Here is a 25,310-nt window from a genome sequence, read left to right on the forward strand (position 1 = left end):
CTTCGCGCCCGTGTCCATTGCACCTTCCTGAAAAGAAGTTAGAAGGTGTAAACCTTATTCAGGACGGGACACCACCCACTAAAAAGCCGACCCTCAAGATCGGCTTTCTATCTACCCGCAAAACTTATGCACGTTTTCAGCTCACTAATGAGCTTCAGAAATAAGCAGCTAAATTAATGACTTAGCCGCTTTTTTCGATGATTTTGCAAAAATGGTGCACAGGTTATCCACAAAATCAGACTTCGACTTTCTCGCTGCTCGAGACAGGTGCAACGTCTGAACCCAGGGACTTCTGGGTGGCTTCGTTCCAGGCCTGTACGCGGTCGTTGAGGGCTGCAATGGCGCGGGGGCCGGAGCCTTCGGCGTACATGGGTTCACCAATAACTACCTGGATGGTGCCTGGCTTTTTCGCCCAGCCTTCCTTCGGCCAGTATTTGCCGGCGTTGTGTGCCACAGGCAGTACAGGCAGTTCGGCGTTGACGGCCAGGGCCGTGCCGCCACGGGAGAACTTGCCGACCTGACCGAACGGGACGCGGGTGCCTTCCGGGAAGATCAGTACCCAGATTCCGTCCTTGAGCAATTCGTCGCCCTTCTTGGCGATTTGCTTGAGTGCGGCCTTGGGGTTGTCGCGGTCAATCGCGATAGGGCGCAGCATGGCCATGGCCCAACCGAAGAACGGGACATACAGCAGCTCACGCTTGAGCACCTGGCTCAGGGGCTCGAAGTAGGCCGAGAGGAAGAAGGTTTCCCAGGTGCTCTGGTGGTTGGAAATGATCACGCAAGGTGTCTTTGGAACGTTGTGCGCGCCGGTCACTTCCACGTGGATATTCAGGAACACGCGGGTCAGCCAGATTGCACAGCGGCACCAGTAGACATTGATAAACCGGTAGCGAGCCTTGAAGGGTAGAAAAGGCGCAATGAAGAAACTCAGGGTGCACCACAGCAGCGAGCTGGTGCCTAGCAACAGGTAAAAGAAAAAGGTCCTGATTGCCTGGATGATCGACATAGTTGCTTTTACCGTACGGGCAGGTGCCCGCTCATTCAGCGTACCGTTGAACCTGAGGGCTTACAGCGAGACGCTATTGTGGATAAGTTCTGCGGCAACTGCCGCCAGATCGTCAAAAATCAAAGTGCCGGCCGGCACTGTACCGTCCATTGTCCTGCGGCCTTTACCGGTCATTACCAGAACTGGTTGTGCATCGACGGCCAAAGCGGCCTGCAGGTCACCCTTGCTGTCGCCCACGAACCATAAACCTTTCAGGTCTGTTGCGTAATGATTGGCGATGGTCTGCAGCATGCCTGGCTTTGGCTTGCGGCAGTCACAACCTTGATTCGGCCCATGTGGGCAATAAACGATCAAGCCAACCTCGCCACCCTGCCCTGCCACCAGCTCGCGCAAACGCGCATGCATGGCATCCAGAGTAGCCAGGTCGTAATAACCTCGGGCAATGCCCGACTGGTTGGTGGCAATCGCCACCGTCCAGCCGGCCTTGCTCAATGCTGCGATGGCCTCGATCGAGCCAGGAATGGGAATCCACTCCTCCACCGACTTTATATAAGCGTCGGAGTCATGGTTGACGACTCCGTCCCGATCGAGAATCAGCAGCTTCACTCTCTATTCCTCAACCCAGCAGCGAGATATCGGCAACGCCCAGGAACAGGCCGCGCAGACGTGCCAGCAATGCATAACGGTTGGCGCGCACGTTGGCGTCGTCAGCGTTGACCATCACTGCCTCGAAGAACGCATCCACAGGCTCGCGCAGGGTTGCCAGGCGTGCCAGGGATTCGCTGTACTGACGCTCGGCAGCCATCGGCTGTACCGCGTGGTCGGCCTGTTGAATGGCTGAATACAGGGAGAACTCGTTGGCGTTGTCGAAGTACTTGGGCTCGACGGTCTGGGCAATGTTGCCCTCGGCCTTGCTCAAGAGGTTCGATACGCGCTTGTTCACCGCTGCCAGCGCAGCAGCCTGTGGCAACTTGCGGAACGCCTGTACGGCCTGGACCCGCTGATCGAAGTCCAGAGCAGAACCTGGCTGCAAGGCACGGACCGACAGGTAGACCGCAACCTCGACGCCTTCGTCTTCGTAACGCGCACGCAGGCGGTCGAAGATGAATTCCAGCACCTGGTCGGACAGGCCTGCAGCCTTGACCTTGGCACCGAACTGGCTGACCGCGAACTTGACGGTCTCGATCAGATCCAGATCCAGCTTCTTGTCGATCAGGATGCGCAGGATACCCAGCGCAGCACGACGCAGTGCATACGGGTCTTTGCTACCGGTTGGCAGCATGCCGATGCCGAAGATGCCGACCAGCGTGTCGAGCTTGTCGGCAATGGCCACGGCCGCGCCGGTCAAGGTGGTAGGCAGTTCTGCACCCGCACCGCGAGGCATGTACTGCTCGTTGAGCGCCAGTGCGACGTCTTGCGCCTCACCGTCAGCCTTGGCGTAGTAGAAACCGGCAATGCCCTGCATTTCCGGGAACTCGCCGACCATTTCGGTCGCCAGGTCGCACTTGGACAGAATGCCGGCACGCGCCGCACGCTGGGCGTCGCCGCCAATGCGCGGGGCGATGAAGGCTGCCAGCCTGGAAACGCGCTCGGCCTTGTCGAAGACGCTGCCCAACTGAGCCTGGAACACTACGTTCTTCAAGCGATCGTTGAAGGTCTCCAGCTTCTGCTTCTTGTCCTGCTTGAAGAAGAACTCGGCATCGGTCAGACGCGGGCGAACCACCTTCTCGTTACCGGCGATGATCTGTGCCGGATCCTTGCTCTCGATGTTGGCAACCGTGATGAAGCGCGGCAGCAACTTACCTTCGCTGTCCAGCAGGCAGAAATACTTCTGGTTGTCCTGCATGGTGGTGATCAAAGCTTCCTGAGGCACTTCGAGGAAGCGCTCTTCAAACGAGCAGACCAGTGGCACTGGCCACTCGACCAGCCCGGCCACTTCGTCCAGCAGGCTTGGCGGCACGATGGCAGTGCCTTCCTGCTGGGCAGCCAGTTCATCAACGCGCTTGCTGATGATCTGACGACGTTCGTTGAAGTCGGCCAGTACATGAGCGGCTCGCAGGTCGCTGAGGTAGCTGGCAGGCGAGGAAATACGCACATCTTGCGGATGATGGAAGCGGTGACCGCGAGAATGACGGCCTGCGCTCTGGGCCAGGATCGTGCAGTCGATCACCTGGTCGCCCAGCAGCATGACCAGCCATTGGGTCGGACGCACGAACTCTTCCTTGCGGGCACCCCAACGCATGCGTTTGGCGATCGGCAAGTCGTTCAGCGAGTCTTCGACAATGGTCGGCAGCAGTGAGGCTGTCGGTTTGCCGATGATGCTCTGGCTGTAACGCAGCTTGGGACCGCTCTGATCGATTTCGCTCAGATCGACGCCGCATTTCTTGGCGAAGCCCAGTGCTGCCTGAGTCGGGTTGCCGTCAGCATCGAAAGCGGCCTGACGAGGCGGACCGTCCAGATTGACGCTGCGATCCGGTTGTTGCGTGGCCAGGCCGGTCACCAGTACCGCCAGACGGCGTGGCGCAGCGTAAACCTGCTTGGCGCTGTAGGTCAGGCCAGCGCTCTGCAGGCCTTTTTCGATACCGGCCAGAAATGCATCGCCCAAGGCACTGAGGGTCTTGGGTGGCAGTTCTTCTGTGCCCAGTTCGACCAGAAAATCTTGAGCACTCATTGTGCAGCCTCCAGCTTAGCCAACACTTCATCGCGTAGATCGGGCGGTGCCATCGGGAAGCCAAGCTTGGCCCGGGCTTGCAGGTAGCTCTGGGCAACAGAGCGGGCAAGCGTGCGCACGCGCAGGATGTACTGCTGACGCGCAGTCACGGAAATAGCCCGGCGCGCATCCAGAAGGTTGAAGGTGTGCGAAGCCTTGAGGACCATTTCATAGCTTGGCAATGGCAGCTCAAGCTCGATCAGGCGTGCAGCTTCGCTTTCATAGAAGTCGAACAGCTCGAACAGTTTTTCGACGTTGGCGTGTTCGAAGTTGTAGGTCGACTGCTCCACTTCGTTCTGGTGGAACACATCGCCGTAAGTCACCTTGCCGAACGGACCGTCAGCCCAGACCAGGTCGTAGACCGAGTCCACGCCCTGCTGGTACATGGCCAGACGCTCAAGGCCGTAGGTGATTTCACCGGTCACCGGATAGCACTCGATGCCACCGACCTGCTGGAAGTAGGTGAACTGCGAGACTTCCATGCCGTTGAGCCAGATTTCCCAGCCCAGACCCCAGGCGCCCAGGGTTGGCGATTCCCAGTTGTCTTCGACGAAACGGACGTCATGCACCAGCGGGTCGAGGCCGATGTGCTTGAGCGAGCCCAGGTACAGTTCCTGGAAGTTGTCCGGGTTCGGCTTCAGGATCACCTGAAACTGATAGTAATGCTGCAGGCGGTTGGGGTTTTCGCCGTAGCGGCCGTCAGTCGGGCGACGGCTTGGCTGTACGTAAGCGGCGTTCCAGGTTTCCGGGCCTACGGCGCGCAGAAATGTGGCGGTGTGGAAAGTGCCGGCGCCTACTTCCATATCGTAGGGCTGAAGTACCACGCAACCTTGTTCTGCCCAGTATTGCTGGAGGGCGAGGATCAAGTCTTGGAAGGTACGCACGGCTGGCGTAGGCTGGCTCACAAAATTCACCTGTGCTGGGCTGCGATTTAAAGAGCGGGAGTATACCCGATTCGGCTGCACGTCCACCCTTGGAAGGCCTATGACTCGCTGCTTTTGGTGCAATGAAGACCCGATTTACATCGCTTATCACGATCAGGAATGGGGAGTGCCACTGCGCGATGCGCAGAAGCTCTTCGAGTTGCTTTTGCTCGAAGGGTTCCAGGCCGGTCTGTCATGGATCACGGTTTTGAAAAAACGCCCGCGATATCGCGAAGTCATGTTCGGTTTCGATGTTCATCGCATCGCCGCCATGACTGACGACGAGATTGAAGTCCTGATGCAGGAACCAGGCATCATCCGTAACCGCCTCAAACTCAACGCTGCCCGCCGCAATGCTCAGGCCTGGTTGAAACTGGACGACCCGGTCGGGTTTCTCTGGTCGTTTGTCGGTGGGCAGCAGAAGGTCAACCATTTCAAGGACCGCAGCCAGGTCCCGGCCATCACGCCAGAGGCCGAAGCCATGAGCAAGGCCCTGAAAAAGGCCGGCTTCACCTTTGTCGGCCCGACCATTTGCTACGCCTACATGCAATCGAGCGGCATGGTCATGGATCACACCGTCGATTGTGATCGATACGCGACTCTGGTCCGCTGAAGGTTACAATGCGCACCTCGAGAATGTGGGAGTGATCTGTGGATAAGTTCAAAGGTGCCATGATTGTCGGGGCGTTGCGGTTGTTTGCCCTGCTGCCCTGGCGTGCCGTGCAATGGGTCGGCACTTCGATTGGCTGGTTGATGTGGAAACTGCCCAACCGCTCCCGTGAAGTGGCGCGGATCAATCTGTCCAAATGCTTTCCGGAGCTGAACAAGGCTGAGCTGGACCAATTGGTGGGTCGCAGCCTGATGGATATCGGCAAGACCCTGACCGAAAGCGCCTGCGCCTGGATCTGGCCTGCCCAGAAGTCCATCGACCTGGTGCGTGAAGTCGAAGGCCTCGATGTGCTCAAGGATGCTCTTGCTTCCGGCAAGGGGGTGGTCGGCATCACCAGCCATCTGGGCAACTGGGAAGTGCTCAACCACTTCTATTGCAGTCAGTGCAAACCGATCATTTTCTACCGTCCGCCCAAGCTGAAAGCGGTGGACGAACTGCTGCGCAAGCAGCGAGTGCAGTTGGGCAACCGAGTGGCGGCTTCCACCAAAGAGGGCATCCTCAGTGTCATCAAGGAAGTGCGTAAAGGGGGCTCGGTGGGTATTCCTGCCGATCCGGAGCCGGCAGAGTCGGCCGGTATCTTCGTACCCTTCTGCGGTACCCAGGCACTGACCAGTAAATTCGTGCCCAACATGCTGGCTGGCGGCAAAGCCGTTGGTGTCTTCCTGCATGCCATGCGCCTGCCGGACGGTTCAGGCTATAAGGTGGTTCTGGAAGCTGCACCGCAAGACATGTACAGCACCGACACTGAAACCTCGGTGGCAGCCATGAGCAAGGTGGTCGAGAAATATGTGCGAGCTTATCCGAGCCAGTACATGTGGACCATGAAGCGCTTCAAGAAGCGCCCGGAAGGCGAAGCACGCTGGTATTGAGAAATCTGTAGGAGCGAATTCATTCGCGAAGGCTGCCTGTTCGCGAATGAATTCGGCTCCTACAAATCAGAAGAAGCTCAACCCCACCTGAAACAGCCGCTCCACATCGCGGATGTATTTTTTATCCACAAGGAACATGATCACGTGGTCGCCGGATTCGATCACGGTGATGTCGTGGGCGATAAGGACTTCTTCGTCGCGGATGATGGCGCCGATGGTGGTGCCTTGCGGGAGAATAATGTCCCTGATGGCCTTGCCGATGACTTTGCTGGATTTGGCATCGCCGTGGGCTACGACCTCGATGGCTTCGGCCGCTCCCCTGCGCAGTGAGTGTACGCTGACGATATCGCCGCGTCGCACGTGAGTCAGCAAGGTGCCGATGGTCGCCAGTTGCGGGCTGACGGCGATATCGATCTCCCCGCCTTGCACCAGATCCACATAGGCCGGGTTATTGATCAGGGTGACCACTTTGCGCGCCCCCATCCGCTTGGCCAGCAGCGACGACATGATGTTGGCTTCGTCGTCGTTGGTCAGGGCCAGGAACAGGTCGGTATTGCCGATGTTCTCTTCCATCAACAAATCACGATCCGAAGAGCTGCCTTGCAGGACCACTGTGCTGTTGAGGGTTTCTGACAGATGACGGCAACGGGCCGGGTTCATCTCGATGATCTTCACCTGATAACGGCTTTCGATGGCTTCGGCCAGGCGTTCGCCAATGTTGCCGCCACCGGCGATGACGATGCGTTTGTAGCTTTCGTCCAGGCGGCGCATCTCGCCCATCACGGCGCGAATATGCGCCTTGGCCGCAATGAAGAACACTTCGTCATCGGCTTCGATAACCGTGTCGCCATGGGGCGTGATGGGTCGGTCGCGACGAAAGATCGCGGCCACGCGGGTGTCGACATTGGGCATGTGGGCCCGCAGCTGGCGCAGTTTCTGACCCACCAGCGGTCCGCCGTAATAAGCCCTGACGGCGACCAGTTGTGCCTTGCCTTCGGCAAAGTCGATCACCTGAAGGGCGCCGGGGTATTCGACCAGGCGCTTGATGTAGTTGGTGACGACCTGTTCCGGGCTGATCAATACATCCACCGGAATTGCATCGTTGTCGAACAGGCCGGCGCGGGTCAGGTAAGCCGCTTCACGGACCCTGGCAATCTTGGTCGGCGTGTGGAACAACGTGTAGGCCACCTGGCAGGCGACCATGTTGGTTTCATCGCTGTTGGTGACGGCCACCAGCATGTCGGCATCATCGGCACCCGCCTGGCGCAGAACCGTGGGAAACGAGCCTTTGCCCTGTACCGTGCGTATATCCAGACGGTCGCCCAGGTCACGCAGGCGATCGCCATCGGTGTCGACTACTGTGATGTCGTTGGCTTCACTGGCCAGATGTTCGGCCAGCGTGCCGCCAACCTGCCCTGCACCCAGGATGATGATTTTCAACGGCTATCTCCCTGTCAGACCGACGCTGCGATCTTGATCAGTTTGGCGTAATAGAAGCCATCATGCCCACCTTCCTGCGCCAGCAACTGGCGGCCGTGGGGCTGCTTGATGCCTGCAGGTTGCTGGCCGAGCTGTCCGGCGATGTCCAGCTCACGGGCGCCGGAGGTACGGGCCAGGAAGGCCTCGATCACTTCGGTGTTTTCCGTGGGCAGCGTCGAGCAGGTGGCGTACAACAGAATGCCGCCGACTTGCAGCGTTGGCCAGAGCGCGTCCAGCAGTTCGCCTTGCAGCGTGGCCAGGGCAGTAATGTCATCGGCCTGACGGGTCAGCTTGATATCCGGGTGGCGGCGTATCACGCCGGTTGCCGAGCAAGGTGCGTCGAGCAGAATACGCTGGAAGGGCTTGCCGTCCCACCATTGGGCGGTTTCCCGGGCGTCGGCTGCGATCAGTTCGGCATCCAGGCCCAGGCGGTCGAGGTTTTCCCGTACGCGCACCATACGCTTGGCTTCCAGATCCACAGCCACCACGCCACTGAGTTGCGGCTGCACTTCCAGCAGGTGGCAGGTCTTGCCGCCCGGCGCGCAGCAGGCATCCAGCACACGTTGGCCGGGAGCCAGTTCCAGCAGGTCGGCAGCCAGTTGCGCGGCTTCATCCTGCACGCTGATCCAGCCTTCGGCAAAACCTGGCAGCGAACGCACATCACCCGGCTCGGCCAGCAGGATGCCGTCCTGGCTGAAGGTACAGGCAACGGCTTCGATCCCGGCTGCTTTCAACAGCTCAAGGTATTGAGCGCGGCTGTTGTGCCGACGGTTGACCCGCAGGATCATGGGCGGATGCGCGTTGTTGGCGGCGCAGATGGCTTCCCAATTCTCGGGCCACGCGGCTTTCAGGGTTTTTTGCAGCCAGCGCGGGTGAGCGGTACGCACCACCGGATCGTGTTCCAGTTCAGCCAGCAGCGCTTCGCTTTCACGTTGGGCGCGGCGCAGGACCGCATTGAGCAATGCTTTGGCCCACGGCTTTTTCAGCTTGTCGGCGCAACCCACCGTTTCACCGATGGCGGCGTGGGCGGGAATGCGGCTGTAGAGCAATTGATAAAGCCCGACCAGCAACAGCGCCTCGACATCGGCATCAGCCGCCTTGAAAGGTTTTTGCAACAATTTGGCCGCCAGCGCCGACAGACGTGGCTGCCAGCGTGCAGTGCCAAAGGCCAGATCCTGAGTGAGGCCCCGATCACGGACGTCGACCTTTTCCAGTTGGGTCGGCAACGAACTGTTCAGCGAAGCCTTGCCGCTCAGGACGGCGGCCAAGGCTCTGGCGGCAGCCAGACGCGGGTTCATTGGCCCAATACCGTGCCGGTGGCGAACTTCTCGCGACGGCTGTTGAACAGGTCAGTGAAGTTCAACGGCTTGCCGCCCGGCAGTTGCAGACGGGTCAGGCGCAGCGCGCCTTGTCCACAGGCGACGATCAGACCGTCCTTGCTGGCACCGAGAATCGTACCCGGTGCGCCCTGCCCTTCGGCAAGGCTGGCGGCCAGTACCTTGAGGGCTTCTTCATTCAAGGTGCTGTGGCTGATAGGCCACGGATTGAAGGCGCGGATCAGGCGCTCCAGCTCGTCTGCCGGTCGGCTCCAGTCGATGCGTGCTTCGTCCTTGTTCAATTTGTGAGCATACGTGGCGAGCGTATCGTCCTGCACTTCGCCAACCAGCGAACCCTCTGCCAGACCGGCCACAGCTTGCAATACGGCAGGCGGACCGAGTTCGGCAAGGCGATCGTGCAAGGTGCCGCCGGTGTCTTCTGCCGTGATGGGCGTTGTGACCTTGAGCAGCATCGGGCCGGTATCCAGGCCGGCGTCCATGCGCATGACGGTCACGCCGCTTTCGGCATCGCCAGCCTGCACGGCCCGCTGGATAGGTGCTGCACCGCGCCAGCGTGGCAGCAGGGATGCATGGCTGTTGATGCAGCCCAGACGAGGAATATCCAGCACCACTTGCGGCAGGATCAGGCCATAAGCGACCACCACCATAAGGTCGGGTTTGAGTTCGGCCAGCTCCTGCTGAGCGGCTGCGTCACGCAGGGTTGGTGGTTGCAGCACCTGAAGACCATGCTGTAGCGCCAGTTGTTTGACCGGGCTTGGCATCAGCTTCTGTCCACGACCGGCCGGGCGATCAGGCTGTGTATAGACCGCGATGATCTGATGAGGGCTGTCCAGCAGGGCCTTCAAGTGTTCGGCGGCAAATTCCGGAGTACCGGCGAAGACGATGCGCAGTGGCTCGGTCATGGGCTTCTCGTTGTGTAAAAAAGAAAAGGCCCTCACAGGCCTTTTGGGTGATGGATCAAGCGTTCTGCCTGTGCTGTTTTTCCAGCTTTTTCTTGATCCGGTCACGCTTCAGACTGGAGAGGTAGTCGACGAACAGCTTGCCGTTCAGGTGATCGCATTCATGCTGGATGCAGACGGCGAGCAAACCTTCGGCAACCAGTTCGTAAGGCTTGCCGTCACGGTCCAGAGCCTTGATCCGAACTTTTACGGGGCGGTCGACGTTTTCATAGAACCCGGGCACCGAGAGGCAGCCTTCCTGATACTGATCCATGTCTTCGGTCAGCATTTCGATTTCGGGGTTGATGAAGACGCGAGGCTCGGTGCGATCTTCGCTCAGGTCCATCACGACCACGCGCTTGTGGACGTTGACCTGGGTCGCTGCCAGACCGATGCCTGGGGCCTCGTACATGGTTTCAAACATGTCGTCGACCAACTGGCGTATGCCGTCGTCTACTATCGCCACAGGTTTGGCGATGGTGCGCAGGCGCGAATCGGGAAATTCGAGAATGTTTAGAATGGCCATATACGTAAGGGCTGCACTGTAGGGTAAAGTCAAAATCGGCTGCCAGGCTTGAAACGTCAAAGCAGACAGCTATATGAGACTGATGGGACTTATGTTTACGCGAGACAACATGATAAAGGGATTCACCGCATGAGGAAATCACTACTCGCCCTGCTGCTTTTGACTGCCAGCGGTCTTGCTCAGGCGCAAGTGCAACTCAAGGAAGGCCACCCGCAGAGTTATACCGTCGTTGCCGGTGACACACTTTGGGATATTTCCGGCAAATTCTTGCGCGAACCATGGAAATGGCGCGAGATATGGCGGGCCAATCCCCAGGTGCGCGATCCCGATCTCATCTATCCCGGCGACTCGCTTTCGCTGATCTACGTCGATGGTCAGCCTCGTGTGGTGCTCAACCGCGCCGAATCCCGCGGCACCATCAAATTGTCACCGCGTGTGCGCAGCACGCCGACGATCGAAGCGATCCCGAGTATTCCGCTGGGCGCCATCAATGCGTTCCTGATCAGTAACCGTATCGTCGACGACGCCGACCAGTTCAACAAGGCCCCTTACATCGTTGCAGGCAATGCCGAACGCGTACTCAGCGGTGGAGGCGACCGCATTTACGTGCGCGGCAATCTGGACCCTGATCAGATGAGCTACGGGATCTTCCGCCAAGGCAAGGTCTATACCGATCCGGCTACCAAGGAAGTGCTGGGCATCAATGCCGACGATATCGGCGGCGGTGAGGTCGTTGCCACCGAAGGTGATGTTTCTACCCTGTTGTTGCAGCGCTCTACTCAGGAAGTGCGTCTGGGCGACCGCCTGTTCACCAGTGAAGAGCGGGCAATCAATTCGACGTTCCTGCCCAGTTCGCCACAGAACGCCATCGAAGGTCTGATTCTCGATGTGCCCCGGGGCGTGACCCAGGTCGGCGTCTACGACGTGGTAACGCTCAACAAAGGCCGACGTGACGGTCTGGTCGAAGGCAATGTGCTGGCGATTTTCAAGACCGGCGAAACGGTCCGCGACCGGGTGACCGGCGAGCAGGTGAAAATTCCCGACGAGCGCTCCGGGCTGCTGATGGTTTTCCGCACTTATGAAAAGCTCAGTTACGCCTTGGTCCTGCACGCGAACCGATCTTTGGCCATTATGGACAAGGTCCGTAACCCCTGAGGCTCTGTCTCAGTCCTGAGACAGGTTTTTCCACCGGACGTTTCACTTATCAAATTGTTGTCAACAGAGTTATCCACAGGTTTGCCCACCTCCTGAAGTGGGCTATGGATCAAGGACGATCTTATGCCGTTGTTTGAAAAAGCTGTTCCTTCGCCTGCCGAACTGGAAGCGCGTCTGCGTTTGCATCGCTTGCCGGAGGTAGGACCCAAGCGCTTTTCCAGACTTATCGATGCCTTCGGTTGCGCCTCGGCTGCCCTCTCTGCACCTGCCAGTGCATGGCGCGCATTGGGGCTGCCGACGGCCTGTGCCGAAGCCCGGCGCGACCCGCTGGTGCGTGATGGGGCCAGTGCCGCAATGGCCTGGCTTGAGCATGAGGACCAGCATTTATTGATGTGGGACGACCCTGGCTACCCGGCACTGCTTGCTGAAATCGCCGACCCACCGCCTCTGTTATTCATCGCTGGCAACCCTTCGATTCTTGAGCGACCCCAGTTGGGAATGGTTGGCAGTCGTCGTGCCTCGAAGCCGGGAATGGACACCGCCGCAGCTTTTGCCCGAAGCCTGGCGGGTGCCGGTTTTGTCATCACCAGCGGTCTGGCGTTGGGAATCGACGGTGCTGCGCATCAAGGTGCCCTTGACGTTGGCGGAGCCACAATCGGCGTGCTGGGCACGGGGCTCGAAAAACTTTATCCACAGCGCCATCGACAGTTGGCGGCGCAGATGATTGCCCAGGGCAGCGCAGTGGTTTCCGAGTTCCCGCTGGATGCCGGACCACAGGCCAGCAACTTCCCGCGTCGCAACCGGATCATCAGTGGCTTGTCGCTTGGTGTGCTGGTGGTGGAGGCCAGTGTTGCCAGTGGTTCGTTGATCACCGCCCGACTGGCTGCCGAGCAGGGGCGCGAGGTGTATGCCATTCCCGGTTCTATCCACCATCCCGGCGCTCGCGGTTGTCATCAGTTGATCCGCGACGGTGCTGTGTTGGTGGAAACCGTCGATCATATCCTTGAAGCCCTGCAGCACTGGCACCGCCTGGCACCCGAGGCTTCCAAACCAGAGCAACCGGCCTCTTCTTCAAAACACCCCTTGCTGAAGATCCTGCATGTTGCGCCGCATACCAGCGAGGCACTTGCAGCGGCCAGTGAATGGCCGCTGCCTCGGGTGCTGGCAGCCCTGACCGAGCTGGAACTGGACGCAATGATCAGCAATGAAGCCGGACGATGGTTCGCACGGGTGCCCTGAGGTTAAACTGCCCGGCAAGATTTAGCGGAGATACATCAATGGTCAGCAGTTGGCGTGTGCAGCAAGCCGCTCGAGATATTCGTGCCGGAGCGGTGATTGCCTATCCAACCGAGGCAGTCTGGGGGCTTGGTTGCGATCCTTGGGATGAAGAAGCGGTTTATCGCCTGCTGGCGATCAAATCGCGGCCTGTGGATAAAGGGCTGATTCTCATCGCCGACAACATCCGTCAGTTCGACTTTCTGTTCGAGGATTTCCCCGAGCAGTGGATCGACCGCATGGCCAGCACCTGGCCGGGCCCCAACACCTGGCTGGTGCCGCATCAGAACCTGTTGCCCGAGTGGATCACTGGCGTGCATGAAACCGTGGCCCTGCGCGTGACCGATCACCCGACCGTGCGAGAGCTGTGTGCTCTGGTCGGCCCCTTGATTTCCACCTCTGCCAACCCTGCCGGTCGCCCTGCTGCCCGCACGCGTCTTCGCGTGGAGCAATATTTCCGTGGGCAGATCGATCTGGTGCTCGGCGGCAGCCTGGGCGGTCGCCGAAACCCCAGTGTCATTCGAGATATCGAGACCGGCCAGGTGGTGCGACCCGGTTAAGGAATCAGAATCGTCGATCCCGTGGTGCGCCGTGCCGACAGTTCGATCTGAGCCTGGGCGGCGTCCTTCAGGGCATATTGCTGGATATCGTTGAGCTTGATCTTGCCGCTGGCGAGCATGTTGAACAGGTCATCGGCCATCGCTTGCAGGTTCTGCGCGTTATTGGCGTAGCTGCCCAAGGTTGGGCGGGTCACGTAAAGCGAGCCCTTCTGCGCCAGAATCCCCAGGTTCACGCCTGAAACCGGACCTGAGGCATTGCCGAAGCTGACCAGCAGACCGCGAGGTGCCACGCAGTCGAGGGAGGTCAGCCATGTGTCCTGACCGACGCCGTCGTAGACCACCGGGCACTTCTTGCCTTCGGTCAGTTCCAGTACCCGGCTGGCCACGTTTTCATGGCTGTAGTCGATGGTTTCCCACGCACCCAGGGCCTTGGCGTGCTCTGCCTTTTCCGGTGAACTGACGGTGCCGATCAGGTTTGCTCCCAGAGCCTTCGCCCATTGGCAGGCCAGCGAACCTACGCCACCGGCAGCAGCGTGGAACAGAAAGGTTTCGCCGGGTTTGACCTGATAAGTCTGGCGCAGCAGGTATTGCACCGTCAGGCCTTTGAGCATGACCGCTGCCGCCTGCTCGAAGCTGATGGAATCGGGCAGCTTCACCAGATTGGCCTCGGGCAGTACATGCAACTCGCTGTAGCCGCCCAGCGGGCCTGTGCCATAAGCCACACGGTCGCCTACCTGAAAGCGCGTCACTTCGTTGCCGATGGCCTCGACAATGCCCGCGCCTTCCGTGCCAAGCCCCGAAGGAAACGAGGGTGCCGGATAAAGGCCGCTGCGGTAATAGGTATCGATAAAATTCAGGCCAATGGCCTTGTTGCGAACCACGACCTCTTGCGGGCCGGGTTGGGCCGGCTCGAAGTCGACATATTCAAGAACTTCGGGTCCTCCGACAGTGCTGAACTGGATACGCTTTGCCATTTGCTATCTCCATGCTGAAACGAATCGTCAGATAGGCTATCGGACTCCTTCAAGTGATTCTCGTCAACTGCGAAGGCAGGTCGGCCAGTGGTATGCTACGCGCCAATTTGCCTGTACCCCTTGGCATTCGGGGGGCTCAGCCGTTTGAAGTCAGCATCAGGGATCAACTATGACTACCCGTACCGAGGCCGTAAAAGCCTACCTGCTGGATCTGCAAGACCGAATCTGCACGGCCCTGGAGCTCGAAGACGGCAGCGCACACTTTGTCGAAGATGCCTGGACACGGCCTGCAGGTGGCGGTGGTCGAACGCGGGTCATCGAAAACGGCTCTGTCATTGAAAAGGGCGGAGTCAACTTTTCCCACGTCTTTGGCAGCAACCTGCCGCCGTCGGCCAGTGCTCACCGGCCCGAACTGGCCGGGCGCGGCTTCGAGGCCCTGGGTGTTTCCCTGGTGATCCATCCGCACAACCCCCATGTGCCGACTTCCCACGCCAACGTGCGGTTCTTCATCGCAGAAAAAGAAGGCGAAGAGCCGGTCTGGTGGTTCGGTGGCGGTTTCGACCTGACGCCCTACTACGGCGTCGAAGAGGATTGCGTTCACTGGCACCGGGTTGCCGAGCGCGCCTGCGCGCCGTTTGGCGATGACGTCTATCCCCGTTACAAGGCCTGGTGTGACAGCTATTTCCACATCAAGCATCGCAACGAGCCACGCGGGGTTGGCGGCTTGTTCTTCGACGATGTGAATCACTGGGATTTCGACACCAGCTTCGCTTTCATGCGCGCTATTGGTGACGCCTACATCAACGCCTACCTGCCGATTGTGCGTCGTCGCAAAGCCACGGCTTATACCGTGCAACAGCGCGAGTTCCAGGAATTCAGACGTGGCCGTTATGTCGAGTTCAACCTCGTCTATGACCGCGGCACGCTGTTTGGCCTGCAATCGGGTGGCCGTACCGAATCGATCCTGATGTCCCTGCCCCCGCAAGTGCGTTGGGGTTATGACTGGAAGGCTGCGCCGGGCAGCGAAGAGGCTCGCCTGACCGAGTACTTCCTGCAGGATCGGGACTGGCTGGCGGAATGACGCAACCCCGGCCTCCTACACAGACCTGCACCGGGCGATAAATACATCAACAGGAACACAAATGGACCAGTACGTCGTATTCGGTAATCCCATCGGCCACAGCAAGTCGCCATTGATTCACAGCCTGTTCGCCAGACAGACAGAGCAGCAACTGGATTACCAAACCGCGCTGGCGCCACTGGATGACTTCACGGCCTTCGCCCGGAATTTTTTCCATACCGGTCGGGGAGCCAATGTGACGGTGCCGTTCAAGGAAGAAGCCTATCGCCTGGCTGACAGCCTGACCCAGCGTGCCCGGCGCGCAGGTGCTGTGAATACCTTGAGCAAGCAGGCCGATGGCACGTTGTTGGGGGATAACACCGATGGCGCCGGGCTGGTGCGTGATCTGACGGTCAATTACGGTGTCAGCCTGCAAGGCCAGCGCATTCTGCTGCTCGGTGCCGGTGGCGCTGTTCGGGGTGCTCTGGAACCGTTGCTCGCGCAGAAACCCGCTGCCCTGGTGATTGCTAATCGGACAGTGGAAAAAGCCGAAAACCTCGCTCAGCTCTTTACCGACCTTGGTCCGGTATTCGCCAGCGGTTACGACTGGCTGGAAGAGTCGGTCGACCTGATTATCAACGCCACCTCCGCCAGCCTCTCGGGCGAGTTGCCGCCGATTGCCCCCAGCCTGATCCAGCCGGGTCATACCTTCTGCTACGACATGATGTACGGCAAGGAGCCGACCGCCTTCTGTCGCTGGGCGAGCGAACACGGCGCAGCTCAGGCAGTGGATGGTCTGGGTATGCTCGTGGAACAGGCTGCCGAAGCCTTTCTGCTATGGCGCGGTGTGCGTCCGGATTCGGCGCAGGTCCTGGCCGAAATGCGGCGGCAACTGGCGAGCGCCTAATCCTCGAACAGGATCGGGCACTTGTCCGCGCCTTCCAGCTTCTGCAATTCTTCGACGACCTGCTGCCGGGCGCGGCGCAAAGTCAGCGTCCGGTCCTGTTTGAGCAGGCGTCGTGCCTCCTGGTGCAGCATTTCCACGCCTGAATAGTCGATGAAGTTGATGTGCTGGGCGTCGATCACCACATGCTTGCCTTCCGTGCGTTGCAGACGGGTTTGCAGGTAGTGACTGGCGCCGAAGAAAATCGACCCGCCGACGCGCATGATGTCTTCGTCACCTTCGCGCCATTGCTGCACCTTGGGCTGGGAGGTGCGCTTGAGATAGAAAAACAGCGAAGCCAGCACGCCGGCGTAGATTGCGGTCTGCAACTCCAGCAGCAGGGTTGCGACACAAGTCAGCGCCATCACGAAGAACTCTGAACGGCTGACCCTGAACAACGCCGCGATACCGCGATGATCCACCAGCCCCCAGCAGATCAGCAGAATCGAGGCCGCCATGCCCGGAATCGGAATGTGGGCAATCAATGATGCTCCGGCAATGGCGAACAGCATGACCCATAACGCCGAAAATACACCCGCCAAAGGCGAGCGGGCACCGGCTTCATAACTCAAGGCAGCGCGGGTAAAGGAACCGGCAGACATGTAGCCGGAAAACAGTGAGCCGACCATGTTCGACAGGCCTTGGGCACGGACTTCCTGGTTGGCATTGATCAATTGCTGGGAGCGCGCCGACAGCGAACGGGCAATCGACAGGCTGTTTACCAGTCCGAGCATGCCTATGGCCACTGCGGTGGGCAGCAGTTTGAGGATCAACTCCAGATCCAGCGGCAGCGGGCTGAACGGCGGCAACTGTCCCACGAAAGCCTTGACCACTTTCACGTGGCCAAACATCGCAGGCCATAGCCAGACCAGCAGGCTACTCGACACAAGGGCGATCAACAGCGTCGGCCAGCGCGGGACGAGATATTTCAGGGTAATGCCCAGCGCCAGAGTCAGCAGACCAAGAATCAGCGAGGGTTTGTCTATTTCCTGGCTGTGTTCGAGGACCGCCGTCAGGCTGTTGAGGGCGGTGTTCTGGCTGGGTAGGTCGATCCCGGTCAGATTCGGTATCTGCCCCAAGGCAATCACGATGGCCGCACCCAGAGTGAAACCCAGCACCACGGAATGCGAGACGAAATTCACCAGCGCGCCGAAGCGCATCATGCCCAGCAGCAACTGAAATGCTCCGGCAATGAACGTCAGCAACAGGATGAGGGTGATGTAATCCTGACTGGCCGGAACCGCCAAAGGGCTGATGCTGGCATACAGCACGATGGAAATGGCGGCTGTCGGCCCGCAGATCAAATGCCACGAAGACCCCCACAGACAGGCGATCAGTACCGGCACGATGGCGGCGTACAAGCCATATTCCGGGGGAAGACCGGCGATCAGCGCGTAAGCGATGGATTGTGGCAGTGCCAGAACGGCACCACTCAACCCGACCAATGCATCGCGGCCAACGCTGGTGCGGGTCTGTCCGGGCAGCCAGGCGAGAAAAGGCAGGAATTTATGACGGTTGAACCAACCCATGAAACCCTCGTCGATTGGTTGCGGCAGCCAAGGTTACACGGCAAGACGGCGCTTATGCACTCGCAACGCAGCCAGCATCATCTGAAGAAGTCGAGGGAAATGGGAGATCAGGCATGCGCGAGCGTGTCCGCATGCCTGATCCTGAAGAGATGTCAGGGGGAATCAATACCAGTTCGGGTCTTTGCTCAATTGCTCTTTCAGCAATTGCTGCATACCTTCATCCGGTTTGCCCAGGAAACGGTAGGTCGCATGCCGCGTTGGCGATTTGTCGGCCGGGAGCCCGGCAGGCACTTCGACCAGCATGGCGTAGGCATCTTCCTTGTCGAGGCTGAACGACACGATCAGTCGTTTGCTGCGACAGGTTTCTGCGGTTTCGCACAGAGGGCCGACGAGGTAAGGGTCCCCGTCTTCGGTAACGGCTGTCATCTGTTCGGAAGTACCGGACAGGTTGATGACCCATTCGGGCAACCGTTCCTCTTTCTGTACAACCTTGGTCCACGTCTGGCGGTACTCGGGCGCAGAACTCAACAGCTCATTGACCCGAGCCTGACCGTCATTGGCGGCTACTGCCATGGCACTGCCGCCCATCAACAGGGCGGCGGCCAGTGATTGCAAGGATTTGCCCATTACTCAGCCTCGTCCACGGCGTCCGAAGAAGAAAGATACGACGAACATGACCAGGAACACGATGAACAGAATCTTGGCGATACCTGTTGCAGTGCCTGCGATACCACCGAAGCCCAGGACGGCAGCGACAATGGCGATGATCAAGAACGTGATAGCCCAACTCAGCATGGTGATACTCCTTTTTACAGCTATTTGAATTTGGAACGTTTCGTTCGGTTTTTCCGGATCAGAAGATCCATTTTTGCGGCGTTACTACTTCGTTTACAGACACCAAACCTTCTACCGGCTGGGTTCCGAGTCCACTGATCTGTGCAGTGCGCGTCAGGCTCTGATGCGACATGCTGATCTTGATGATTTTCTGTTGGGTCTGGGCCGCTTCACGCGACTGATCCCAGCTCTGGAATTGCTGGACCGCAATCAGGGTAACGAGCAAGGCCAGCAGCAGAAAAAGACCTTGTTGGATGTGCAAGGATGAAATACGCAAATGAGCAATATGCTGGCTGTTCATCCTTAAACTCCCTTTACCTGAACGGTGTGGTGAATGTGGTTGGCCATGAGGTCAGGCCTTGGATGAAAGGGATATTGCAGGCTGCATGCCATTTTTTGATTTTTTAATAAATTCAATAAAATCAATGGCTTGAGATATTCTCGAAAAAGTTCCGGCCAGCAAGCTGCACGATCGACCCCCTGCGGTCGTGCGTTCTGCACGAATGCCTGGAGGCCTGTTCAAACCTATAAATCCGGGGCATCGGGAGGCCATGGTTGCGAACCATGGCAGGCGGAAGAAATATCGTCAGCAAAATCAGGTGGTTAGCCAAGGCTCGAACAGATAGCTAACATGCATGTCACAGAATCAATCAGAATCAACCATGCAACTTGCCCGATGATTCCGACACTAACCAAGATCATTTACTTAGGAGCGTAGGAAAAATGGAGACAGCCACTGAGAATCAGGGCCGTATTCTGCTAGTGGACGACGAGTCCGCCATCCTTCGCACGTTCCGGTATTGTCTGGAAGATGAGGGTTACAGTGTCGCCACTGCCAACAGCGCAGCACAGGCCGACACCTTGATGCAGCGCCAGGTGTTCGACCTGTGCTTTCTGGACTTGCGTCTGGGCGAGGACAACGGGCTGGATGTCCTGGCGCAGATGCGTATTCAGGCGCCATGGATGCGCGTAGTGATCGTCACGGCCCATTCGGCTGTCGATACCGCGGTCGATGCCATTCAGGCCGGTGCCGCCGATTATCTGGTCAAGCCTTGCAGCCCGGACCAACTGCGTCTTGCCACAGCCAAACAGCTGGAAGTCCGGCAGTTGTCTGCCCGTCTGGAAGCGTTGGAGGGTGAGATACGCAAACCCAAGGACGGCCTGGACTCACACAGCCCGTCGATGATGGCCATTCTTGAAACGGCTCGGCAGGTTGCCGTGACCGACGCCAATATCCTGATCCTGGGCGAATCCGGTACCGGTAAAGGTGAACTGGCTCGCGCCATTCATGGCTGGAGCAAGCGGGCCAAGAAGTCCTGCGTCACCATCAACTGCCCTTCCCTGACTGCCGAACTGATGGAAAGCGAACTGTTCGGTCACAGTCGCGGAGCCTTTACCGGCGCCAGCGAAAGTACCTTGGGTCGTGTCAATCAGGCGGATGGTGGCACGCTGTTTCTTGATGAAATCGGCGATTTTCCACTCACGTTGCAACCCAAGTTGCTGCGCTTTATTCAGGACAAGGAATACGAGCGCGTCGGCGACCCGGTCACACGGCGTGCCGATGTACGGATTCTGGCGGCCACCAACCTGAACCTGGAAGACATGGTGCGCAGCGGGCGCTTCCGTGAGGATCTGCTGTATCGCCTGAACGTGATCACCCTTCACCTTCCGGCGCTGCGTGAGCGAAGCGAAGACATCCTGACGCTGGCCGACCGCTTCCTGGCGCGCTTCGTCAAGGATTACGCCCGACCGGCTCGTGGGTTCAGCGACGAAGCCCGTGCGGCACTGCTCAACTACCGCTGGCCCGGCAATATCCGTGAGCTGCGTAACGTCATCGAGCGCGCCAGCATCATCTGCCCGCAGGAACGTGTCGAAGTCAGCCATTTGGGCATGGCCGAAGTCCCGACCAACAATGCGCCTCGCGTGGGCGCTGCCTTGAGCCTGGATGAGCTGGAAAAGGCTCATATCGGTGCAGTCCTGGCCACCAGCGACACGCTCGATCAGGCCGCGAAGACTCTGGGTATCGACTCTTCGACGCTTTATCGCAAGCGTAAGCAGTACAACTTATGAGTTGTTCTGTATGAAACTGGCAATGAAGTTACGTACCCGCCTGTTCCTTAGCATTTCGGCGTTGATGACGGTTGCGTTGCTGGGGCTGCTGCTGGGTCTGGTCAGTGTCATGCAAATGGCCAAGAGTCAGGAAGCGCTGATCCAGGGCAATATCAGCAACCTCGAGCTGGGCCTGAAGCTGCGGCAGAACCTGGGTGATCAACTGGTGATAATGATCAGCCCGTCGCCTGACAAGCGCGTGCTGAAGACCTATCAGGATGAGTTTCACACGTTGCTGGCCGAAGGCATCGAGCGTGATGCGCAAAACATGGTGCAGGGCCGCTTCGAGAATACGAGCCGGTACTATCAGCGTTTCATCGAGGCCTCTCAGCGCTTCGCGGACGACACGCGTGCAATGCATGACAATCCGGAGCTGCGGGACAGCTTCGACGCCTTGCGCAACGACTTGCTGGATACCCATGGCGAGGCCCTGCAGAACATCAGCATTGCCGAAGCCTATTCCCGTGAGCGTGCGCTGTGGATTGCCGGGTTGCTTGGGCTGGTAGGCATCGCGGTGCTGTGCGTCGGATTCATCACTGCCCATGGCATTGCCCATCGCTTTGGCGCTCCCATCGAGGCCTTGGCCAAGGCGGCCGATAATATCGGCCAGGGCAACTATGAGGTGACATTGCCGATTTCTTCGGCAGCCGAAATGAACCTGCTGACCCGACGTTTCGGCCTCATGGCCGAGGCTTTGCGTCAGCATCAGGCCACCAATTTCGATGAGTTGCTTGCTGGCCAGCAGCGTCTGCAAGCGGTGCTCGACAGTATCGACGACGGCCTGCTGATGATCGATCGCCAGGGTCGTCTGGAGCATTTGAACCCTGTGGCTCAGCGCCAGCTCGGTTGGGACGAGAGTCGTCTCGGGCGTGGTCTGGGTGAAGCGCTGGAGCATCCCGAGCTGGATGAGCAGTTATTCCTGATCCTGCGTGGCGGGACTCTGGAGCATGCGCCGGAAGACCTGAGCATCGATATCGATGGCGAATCCAGGCTGCTGACCTACAGCCTGACACCCGTCAGCCATACCAAAGGCCACATTCTCGGTGCCGTGATGGTGCTGCGTGATGTGACCGAGCAACGGGCGTTCGAGCGGGTGCGCAGCGAGTTCGTCCTGCGCGCTTCTCATGAACTGCGCACACCGGTGACCGGTATCCACATGGCCTTCGGGTTGTTGCAGGAGCGTCTGCATTTTGCGGCAGAGTCCCGCGAAGCAGACCTGCTCAACACCATCACCGAAGAAATGCAGCGCCTGATGCAACTGATCAACGACCTGCTGAATTTCTCGCGTTACCAGAACGGATTGCAGAAACTCAAGCTGGCTCCTTGCTCAATCAAAAACCTGCTCGAAGAAGCCAGAGGCCGCTTCGAGGAACAGGCCCGGCTGCGTGACATCACTCTGATGCTGGACATTCAGGAGCCCGTCTCTCATTTGCATGCCGACCAGGCGCAACTGGAACGGGTGCTGGATAACCTGCTGGACAACGCACTGCGTCACACCCCCGAAAGCGGCTTGATCCGCTTGCAGGCACGCCGTCATGGCGAGCGGGCAATCATCAGCATCGAAGACAATGGCGAAGGCATTCCTTACGGGCAACAAGGAAGAATCTTCGAACCGTTCGTGCAGGTAGGCCGCAAGAAAGGAGGCGCCGGGCTCGGCCTGGCGCTGTGCAAGGAAATCGTGCAACTGCACGGCGGGCGAATGGGTGTTTATTCACGGCCTGGGCAGGGTACGCAGTTTTATATGGCGTTGCCTCTTTGACGGGTAACTGTTCTCCAGCATTCGTAGGAGCGAATTTATTCGCGAAGGGCCGGTTTCGCGAATAAATTCGCTCCTACTCTGGCATCGGAAGCGCAAAAAAACCTGGCTTGCTGCCCTCACGCCACATCATCCTTGCGCCGTCCCGTCCCTCTTCGACCGCCGGTGACCAGTTCGCAGAATCGGGTGGCGGTCAGAGGACGGGCGAACAGCCAGCCCTGGCCGTAGACAACGCCTTCGCTCCTGAGCAGGTGGGCCTGGGATTCGAACTCGATGCCTTCGGCGATCACCCGCAATTGCAGGGCATGGGCCATGCGGATGATATGGGGCGCCACACCGCTGCTGGCGGCGTCGTGGCCTAATGCATCAATGAAGGCCTTGTCGATTTTCAGGCAGTCCACCGGCAAGGTTTGCAGGTAGGCCAGGCTGCAATAGCCGGTGCCGAAGTCATCGATCAGGATCTGATGGCCGCGGTCGCGCAGCATTTGCAGGTGGTTGCGCGCCACGACCACATCGATCAGGCCGCGCTCGGTCACCTCGAACGCGATCTGTCGGGCAGCCACTTTGTGCTGGGTCAGCAATCTGGCCGCTACGCGACCAATACGCGGGGCGATGACATCGCAGGCTGCCAGGTTCACCGAAACGTACAGATGCGGGTTGGCGCGCAATAGCGGTCCGAGTTTTTCCAGTGACTGTTGCAGGACAAAGTCGGTGATTTGGCGGATCTGTCCGGTGTTTTCAGCCAGCGGGATGAACAGGTCGGGGCTGGTCAGTGTGCCGTCCGGCCTGCGCCAGCGCACCAACGCTTCGGCACCCACACACAAGCCGGTTTCAAGGTTGAAGATGGGTTGATAGAGGACTTTCAATTCCTCGCGCCGCAATGCCCCCGATAACTCGGCACCCAGGGATTTGCGCTGCTGCATCAATTGCAGGACCAGCGCCGCGATGCATAAAGACATCAACAGGCTGGCGGGCACCAGCAACCTCCAGGCTCCGGTGATCTTTACCTGCAAGTCGGTGCGCGGGGTTATCAGCACCAGTTGATATTCCGGGCTCTGGGTGGGCATGCGGTAGATCAGTTGGTTCGCTGTCGTGATCAGCGTGGTGTTGCTGTCCGGCAACCAGTCTTTCAAGGGCGGCCAGGCTTGCGCCGGTCCCAGCACCGGTATCGCCCGGGTGCCGTTATCGAGTACCACCAGCAGGCTGCCGCCCGCCGGAAGATCCACCACATCCGTCAGATGTCCCCGTGAAGTCGATACCCGGAAATCTCCACGGCCCAATACCAGTGCCGCCAGATTATCGTCCGGCTGGGTCGAGGTGTTGAGCCAGTAATCGTAGGTCGGGCCACGAATGTCGGGCTCCCGTGGTTCGCTGAGCACCTTGGGCCGTGGCCAGCTGGAGCAGGTGCGCGCGTCTCCCACATACGCGGCCTCATAAATGAAGCGGTGGCTGGAAATGACCTCGCGCAAGCGCCCGACCATCTCCGGGCTGCATCGCCTGAGCGGTTGCTGTTCCAGTTGGTCCAGCCCGGCCCGCAACTGACCGAAAAGCTGCTCCAGTCGTACCAGGAAGCGCTCGCCCTGAGCATTCATCTGCAGGCTTTCGTTTTGTCGCGCCTGATGCATTGCCAGCCCGAAACTGCCGAATAAAAAGACAGCCGCGCTCAACAAGGCCGCCAGCAACGCCAGCAGCCAAGGGTGGGAAAGGTGAATGCGAAAGCGCGTTTGCGCGATGAGCATCAGTGGATATCCGCATGGAATATCCATCAGGTATAGCAACAAGCGTGCAAATAGCTTGGTAAAGAATGCAGCCCTGAAGCCTGATCTAGTCGGCCCGGTTGAGTACCTTCAGGATGGCTGCGCTCTGGAGGTCGGGTTCTCCGTCGAAGCGTTCTGGACGGTAATGCATCTGGAAGGCCGCCAGAACGTGGCGTGTAGCGGTGTCCAGCTCGCCTGTCTGAGGCGTGGTGTAACCCAGGCGTGCCAATTGTTGCTGGAACCAGGTGGTGCTGGGCAGATTACCCATCATCTGCGCCTGACGCTGGGCGACCTGCCGTTCGTCTGGCCAGATGCCGATACCTTCATGAGCCAGTCGTTTCCAGGGGAACAGCGGGCCAGGGTCCAGCTTGCGCATCGGGGCGATATCGCTGTGTCCGATGATGTGCCGGGGGTCGAGATTGTTGCGCTTGATGATGTCCTTGAGCAGCACGATGATCGACTGCACCTGGCTTTCGGTGTACGGATACCAGAGGCGTCCCGTGGGCGTATCGGTGTAGCCGGGGTTGACGATCTCGATGCCGATCGAGCTGGAGTTGAGCCAGGTACGGCCTTCCCATTCACTTTCGCCTGCATGCCAGGCGCGGGCACTTTCATCGACCAGCTTGTAGATCGTCGCCGGGTTATCGTCGCCGATCAGGTAATGGCTGCTGACTTCGCCATGGGTCAACAACTCCAGCGAGCGCTCAAGCGAGGCGGAGGTGTAGTGCATGATGACGTACTGAACACGGCCGTCATGGTTGACCGAAGGATGGCTGGTATCGAGTTTTGGCCCGCTGGAACAGGCAGTCAGGACCAGAAGGAGGAATGCAGGGAAGAACAGCTTCATGGCAGTCAGGATACGTCGGCAGCAAATGCAACATCATAACAAAGTGCGACCGA

Annotated in this window: 24 protein-coding genes; 9 read left to right on the forward strand and 15 right to left on the reverse strand. The window is 59.0% G+C overall.

Features of this window, described 5'->3' with window-relative positions:
* Positions 1-235: 235 nt before the first annotated feature.
* From K5D32_RS09875 to glyQ, 4 genes are read right to left on the reverse strand one after another with little or no spacing between them, the layout of a single operon-like run.
* The gene (locus tag K5D32_RS09875) at positions 236-1,006 is read right to left on the reverse strand and encodes a 1-acyl-sn-glycerol-3-phosphate acyltransferase (RefSeq protein WP_025257778.1); all 771 of its coding nucleotides are present in this window, start codon (positions 1,004-1,006) and stop codon (positions 236-238) included.
* A gap of 60 nt (positions 1,007-1,066) precedes the next feature.
* A complete protein-coding gene (gene gmhB, locus K5D32_RS09880; protein ID WP_221600104.1) occupies positions 1,067-1,612 on the reverse strand; it encodes a D-glycero-beta-D-manno-heptose 1,7-bisphosphate 7-phosphatase in 546 nt (181 codons plus the stop codon).
* A 10-nt stretch (positions 1,613-1,622) separates the two neighbouring features.
* Positions 1,623-3,677 (reverse strand): glycine--tRNA ligase subunit beta, encoded by a 2,055-nt coding sequence (gene glyS, locus K5D32_RS09885; RefSeq protein WP_221600106.1) that lies wholly within the window; start codon positions 3,675-3,677, stop codon positions 1,623-1,625.
* Positions 3,674-4,621, reverse strand: a complete 948-nt coding sequence (gene glyQ, locus K5D32_RS09890) for a glycine--tRNA ligase subunit alpha (RefSeq protein ID WP_025257781.1) — start codon at positions 4,619-4,621, stop codon at positions 3,674-3,676. Before glyQ ends, glyS begins: the two co-directional genes overlap by 4 nt.
* A gap of 79 nt (positions 4,622-4,700) precedes the next feature.
* Here glyQ and K5D32_RS09895 point away from each other — a divergent pair, with 79 nt between their 5' ends.
* Together K5D32_RS09895 and K5D32_RS09900 are read left to right on the forward strand one after the other, a co-directional pair.
* On the forward strand, positions 4,701-5,252 hold the full coding sequence (locus tag K5D32_RS09895) for a DNA-3-methyladenine glycosylase I (protein WP_221575305.1): 552 nt from the start codon (positions 4,701-4,703) through the stop codon (positions 5,250-5,252).
* A gap of 38 nt (positions 5,253-5,290) precedes the next feature.
* Positions 5,291-6,178, forward strand: a complete 888-nt coding sequence (locus K5D32_RS09900; RefSeq protein ID WP_221575306.1) for a lysophospholipid acyltransferase — start codon at positions 5,291-5,293, stop codon at positions 6,176-6,178.
* Positions 6,179-6,244: 66 nt separating this feature from the next.
* On the opposite strand, the gene trkA is transcribed toward K5D32_RS09900, so the two are convergent.
* The 4 genes from trkA to def are packed head-to-tail and all read right to left on the reverse strand — an operon-like array spanning position 6,245 to position 10,458.
* The gene (trkA, locus tag K5D32_RS09905; RefSeq protein ID WP_025257784.1) at positions 6,245-7,618 is read right to left on the reverse strand and encodes a Trk system potassium transporter TrkA; all 1,374 of its coding nucleotides are present in this window, start codon (positions 7,616-7,618) and stop codon (positions 6,245-6,247) included.
* A 14-nt stretch (positions 7,619-7,632) separates the two neighbouring features.
* Complete coding sequence (gene rsmB, locus K5D32_RS09910; RefSeq protein ID WP_221600108.1) at positions 7,633-8,955, reverse strand: 16S rRNA (cytosine(967)-C(5))-methyltransferase RsmB; 1,323 nt, start codon at positions 8,953-8,955, stop codon at positions 7,633-7,635.
* Positions 8,952-9,896 carry a methionyl-tRNA formyltransferase gene (gene fmt / locus K5D32_RS09915; RefSeq protein WP_221600110.1) on the reverse strand — a complete coding sequence of 315 codons (945 nt, stop codon included), beginning with the start codon at positions 9,894-9,896 and terminating at the stop codon, positions 8,952-8,954. The genes rsmB and fmt overlap by 4 nt, the downstream gene beginning before the upstream one ends.
* A gap of 55 nt (positions 9,897-9,951) precedes the next feature.
* Complete coding sequence (gene def / locus K5D32_RS09920) at positions 9,952-10,458, reverse strand: peptide deformylase (RefSeq protein WP_221559445.1); 507 nt, start codon at positions 10,456-10,458, stop codon at positions 9,952-9,954.
* A 129-nt stretch (positions 10,459-10,587) separates the two neighbouring features.
* Here def and K5D32_RS09925 point away from each other — a divergent pair, with 129 nt between their 5' ends.
* The 3 genes from K5D32_RS09925 (at position 10,588) to K5D32_RS09935 (ending at position 13,448) form a co-directional block, all read left to right on the forward strand.
* Positions 10,588-11,613 carry a LysM peptidoglycan-binding domain-containing protein gene (locus K5D32_RS09925; protein WP_221559447.1) on the forward strand — a complete coding sequence of 342 codons (1,026 nt, stop codon included), beginning with the start codon at positions 10,588-10,590 and terminating at the stop codon, positions 11,611-11,613.
* A 123-nt stretch (positions 11,614-11,736) separates the two neighbouring features.
* Positions 11,737-12,852, forward strand: coding sequence for a DNA-processing protein DprA (gene dprA, locus K5D32_RS09930; protein ID WP_221575309.1), 1,116 nt, complete (start codon positions 11,737-11,739; stop codon positions 12,850-12,852).
* A 38-nt stretch (positions 12,853-12,890) separates the two neighbouring features.
* Positions 12,891-13,448, forward strand: coding sequence for an L-threonylcarbamoyladenylate synthase (locus tag K5D32_RS09935; protein ID WP_025257790.1), 558 nt, complete (start codon positions 12,891-12,893; stop codon positions 13,446-13,448).
* Here K5D32_RS09935 and K5D32_RS09940 read toward each other — a convergent pair.
* A complete protein-coding gene (locus tag K5D32_RS09940; protein WP_221600112.1) occupies positions 13,445-14,422 on the reverse strand; it encodes an NADPH:quinone reductase in 978 nt (325 codons plus the stop codon). The genes K5D32_RS09935 and K5D32_RS09940 overlap by 4 nt on opposite strands.
* A gap of 169 nt (positions 14,423-14,591) precedes the next feature.
* On the opposite strand from K5D32_RS09940, the gene hemF reads away from it, so the two are divergent.
* Positions 14,592-15,503, forward strand: a complete 912-nt coding sequence (hemF, locus tag K5D32_RS09945; RefSeq protein ID WP_025257792.1) for an oxygen-dependent coproporphyrinogen oxidase — start codon at positions 14,592-14,594, stop codon at positions 15,501-15,503.
* Between the two features lie 61 nt (positions 15,504-15,564).
* Positions 15,565-16,389 carry a shikimate dehydrogenase gene (gene aroE / locus K5D32_RS09950; RefSeq protein WP_221600113.1) on the forward strand — a complete coding sequence of 275 codons (825 nt, stop codon included), beginning with the start codon at positions 15,565-15,567 and terminating at the stop codon, positions 16,387-16,389.
* Here the strand turns inward: aroE and K5D32_RS09955 are convergent.
* The 4 genes from K5D32_RS09955 to K5D32_RS09970 all read right to left on the reverse strand — a co-directional run bounded on the left by K5D32_RS09955 (position 16,386) and on the right by K5D32_RS09970 (position 19,089).
* Positions 16,386-17,954: a SulP family inorganic anion transporter gene (locus K5D32_RS09955; protein ID WP_221575312.1), complete on the reverse strand. Its 1,569-nt coding sequence runs from the start codon at positions 17,952-17,954 to the stop codon at positions 16,386-16,388. The two genes, aroE and K5D32_RS09955, sit on opposite strands and share 4 nt — an antisense overlap.
* 162 nt (positions 17,955-18,116) lie before the next feature.
* Positions 18,117-18,581, reverse strand: a complete 465-nt coding sequence (locus K5D32_RS09960) for an inhibitor of vertebrate lysozyme family protein (protein WP_095068091.1) — start codon at positions 18,579-18,581, stop codon at positions 18,117-18,119.
* A gap of 3 nt (positions 18,582-18,584) precedes the next feature.
* Complete coding sequence (locus tag K5D32_RS09965; protein WP_025257796.1) at positions 18,585-18,749, reverse strand: DUF1328 domain-containing protein; 165 nt, start codon at positions 18,747-18,749, stop codon at positions 18,585-18,587.
* Between the two features lie 58 nt (positions 18,750-18,807).
* On the reverse strand, positions 18,808-19,089 hold the full coding sequence (locus tag K5D32_RS09970) for a hypothetical protein (protein ID WP_221600116.1): 282 nt from the start codon (positions 19,087-19,089) through the stop codon (positions 18,808-18,810).
* A gap of 422 nt (positions 19,090-19,511) precedes the next feature.
* Here K5D32_RS09970 and algB point away from each other — a divergent pair, with 422 nt between their 5' ends.
* The gene (gene algB, locus K5D32_RS09975; RefSeq protein ID WP_025257798.1) at positions 19,512-20,858 is read left to right on the forward strand and encodes a sigma-54-dependent response regulator transcription factor AlgB; all 1,347 of its coding nucleotides are present in this window, start codon (positions 19,512-19,514) and stop codon (positions 20,856-20,858) included.
* Between the two features lie 10 nt (positions 20,859-20,868).
* The gene (locus tag K5D32_RS09980; RefSeq protein WP_221592946.1) at positions 20,869-22,656 is read left to right on the forward strand and encodes a KinB sensor domain-containing domain; all 1,788 of its coding nucleotides are present in this window, start codon (positions 20,869-20,871) and stop codon (positions 22,654-22,656) included.
* Between the two features lie 116 nt (positions 22,657-22,772).
* On the opposite strand, the gene K5D32_RS09985 is transcribed toward K5D32_RS09980, so the two are convergent.
* Positions 22,773-24,392, reverse strand: coding sequence for an EAL domain-containing protein (locus K5D32_RS09985; RefSeq protein ID WP_221600118.1), 1,620 nt, complete (start codon positions 24,390-24,392; stop codon positions 22,773-22,775).
* Between the two features lie 85 nt (positions 24,393-24,477).
* Positions 24,478-25,257: an N-acetylmuramoyl-L-alanine amidase gene (locus K5D32_RS09990; RefSeq protein WP_221600121.1), complete on the reverse strand. Its 780-nt coding sequence runs from the start codon at positions 25,255-25,257 to the stop codon at positions 24,478-24,480.
* Between the last annotated feature and the right edge of the window lie 53 nt (positions 25,258-25,310).

The sequence above is a fragment of the Pseudomonas cichorii genome, from assembly GCF_019719005.1.
Classification (GTDB): Bacteria; Pseudomonadota; Gammaproteobacteria; order Pseudomonadales; family Pseudomonadaceae; genus Aquipseudomonas; species Aquipseudomonas cichorii_E.

Excerpts from the sequence above, each read along its gene's own strand:
- fmt (WP_221600110.1), bottom strand. The coding sequence starts at position 9,896 with ATGACCGAGCCACTGCGCATCGTCTTCGCCGGTACTCCGGAATTTGCC.
- K5D32_RS09940 (WP_221600112.1), bottom strand. The coding sequence starts at position 14,422 with ATGGCAAAGCGTATCCAGTTCAGCACTGTCGGAGGACCCGAAGTTCTT.
- K5D32_RS09925 (WP_221559447.1), top strand. The coding sequence starts at position 10,588 with ATGAGGAAATCACTACTCGCCCTGCTGCTTTTGACTGCCAGCGGTCTT.
- K5D32_RS09965 (WP_025257796.1), bottom strand. The coding sequence starts at position 18,749 with ATGCTGAGTTGGGCTATCACGTTCTTGATCATCGCCATTGTCGCTGCC.
- glyS (WP_221600106.1), bottom strand. The coding sequence starts at position 3,677 with ATGAGTGCTCAAGATTTTCTGGTCGAACTGGGCACAGAAGAACTGCCA.
- rsmB (WP_221600108.1), bottom strand. The coding sequence starts at position 8,955 with ATGAACCCGCGTCTGGCTGCCGCCAGAGCCTTGGCCGCCGTCCTGAGC.
- K5D32_RS09875 (WP_025257778.1), bottom strand. The coding sequence starts at position 1,006 with ATGTCGATCATCCAGGCAATCAGGACCTTTTTCTTTTACCTGTTGCTA.
- K5D32_RS09970 (WP_221600116.1), bottom strand. The coding sequence starts at position 19,089 with ATGAACAGCCAGCATATTGCTCATTTGCGTATTTCATCCTTGCACATC.
- dprA (WP_221575309.1), top strand. The coding sequence starts at position 11,737 with ATGCCGTTGTTTGAAAAAGCTGTTCCTTCGCCTGCCGAACTGGAAGCG.
- K5D32_RS09985 (WP_221600118.1), bottom strand. The coding sequence starts at position 24,392 with ATGCTCATCGCGCAAACGCGCTTTCGCATTCACCTTTCCCACCCTTGG.
- K5D32_RS09960 (WP_095068091.1), bottom strand. The coding sequence starts at position 18,581 with ATGGGCAAATCCTTGCAATCACTGGCCGCCGCCCTGTTGATGGGCGGC.
- K5D32_RS09955 (WP_221575312.1), bottom strand. The coding sequence starts at position 17,954 with ATGGGTTGGTTCAACCGTCATAAATTCCTGCCTTTTCTCGCCTGGCTG.
- hemF (WP_025257792.1), top strand. The coding sequence starts at position 14,592 with ATGACTACCCGTACCGAGGCCGTAAAAGCCTACCTGCTGGATCTGCAA.
- K5D32_RS09990 (WP_221600121.1), bottom strand. The coding sequence starts at position 25,257 with ATGAAGCTGTTCTTCCCTGCATTCCTCCTTCTGGTCCTGACTGCCTGT.
- K5D32_RS09980 (WP_221592946.1), top strand. The coding sequence starts at position 20,869 with ATGAAACTGGCAATGAAGTTACGTACCCGCCTGTTCCTTAGCATTTCG.
- K5D32_RS09895 (WP_221575305.1), top strand. The coding sequence starts at position 4,701 with ATGACTCGCTGCTTTTGGTGCAATGAAGACCCGATTTACATCGCTTAT.
- def (WP_221559445.1), bottom strand. The coding sequence starts at position 10,458 with ATGGCCATTCTAAACATTCTCGAATTTCCCGATTCGCGCCTGCGCACC.
- aroE (WP_221600113.1), top strand. The coding sequence starts at position 15,565 with ATGGACCAGTACGTCGTATTCGGTAATCCCATCGGCCACAGCAAGTCG.
- algB (WP_025257798.1), top strand. The coding sequence starts at position 19,512 with ATGGAGACAGCCACTGAGAATCAGGGCCGTATTCTGCTAGTGGACGAC.
- K5D32_RS09935 (WP_025257790.1), top strand. The coding sequence starts at position 12,891 with ATGGTCAGCAGTTGGCGTGTGCAGCAAGCCGCTCGAGATATTCGTGCC.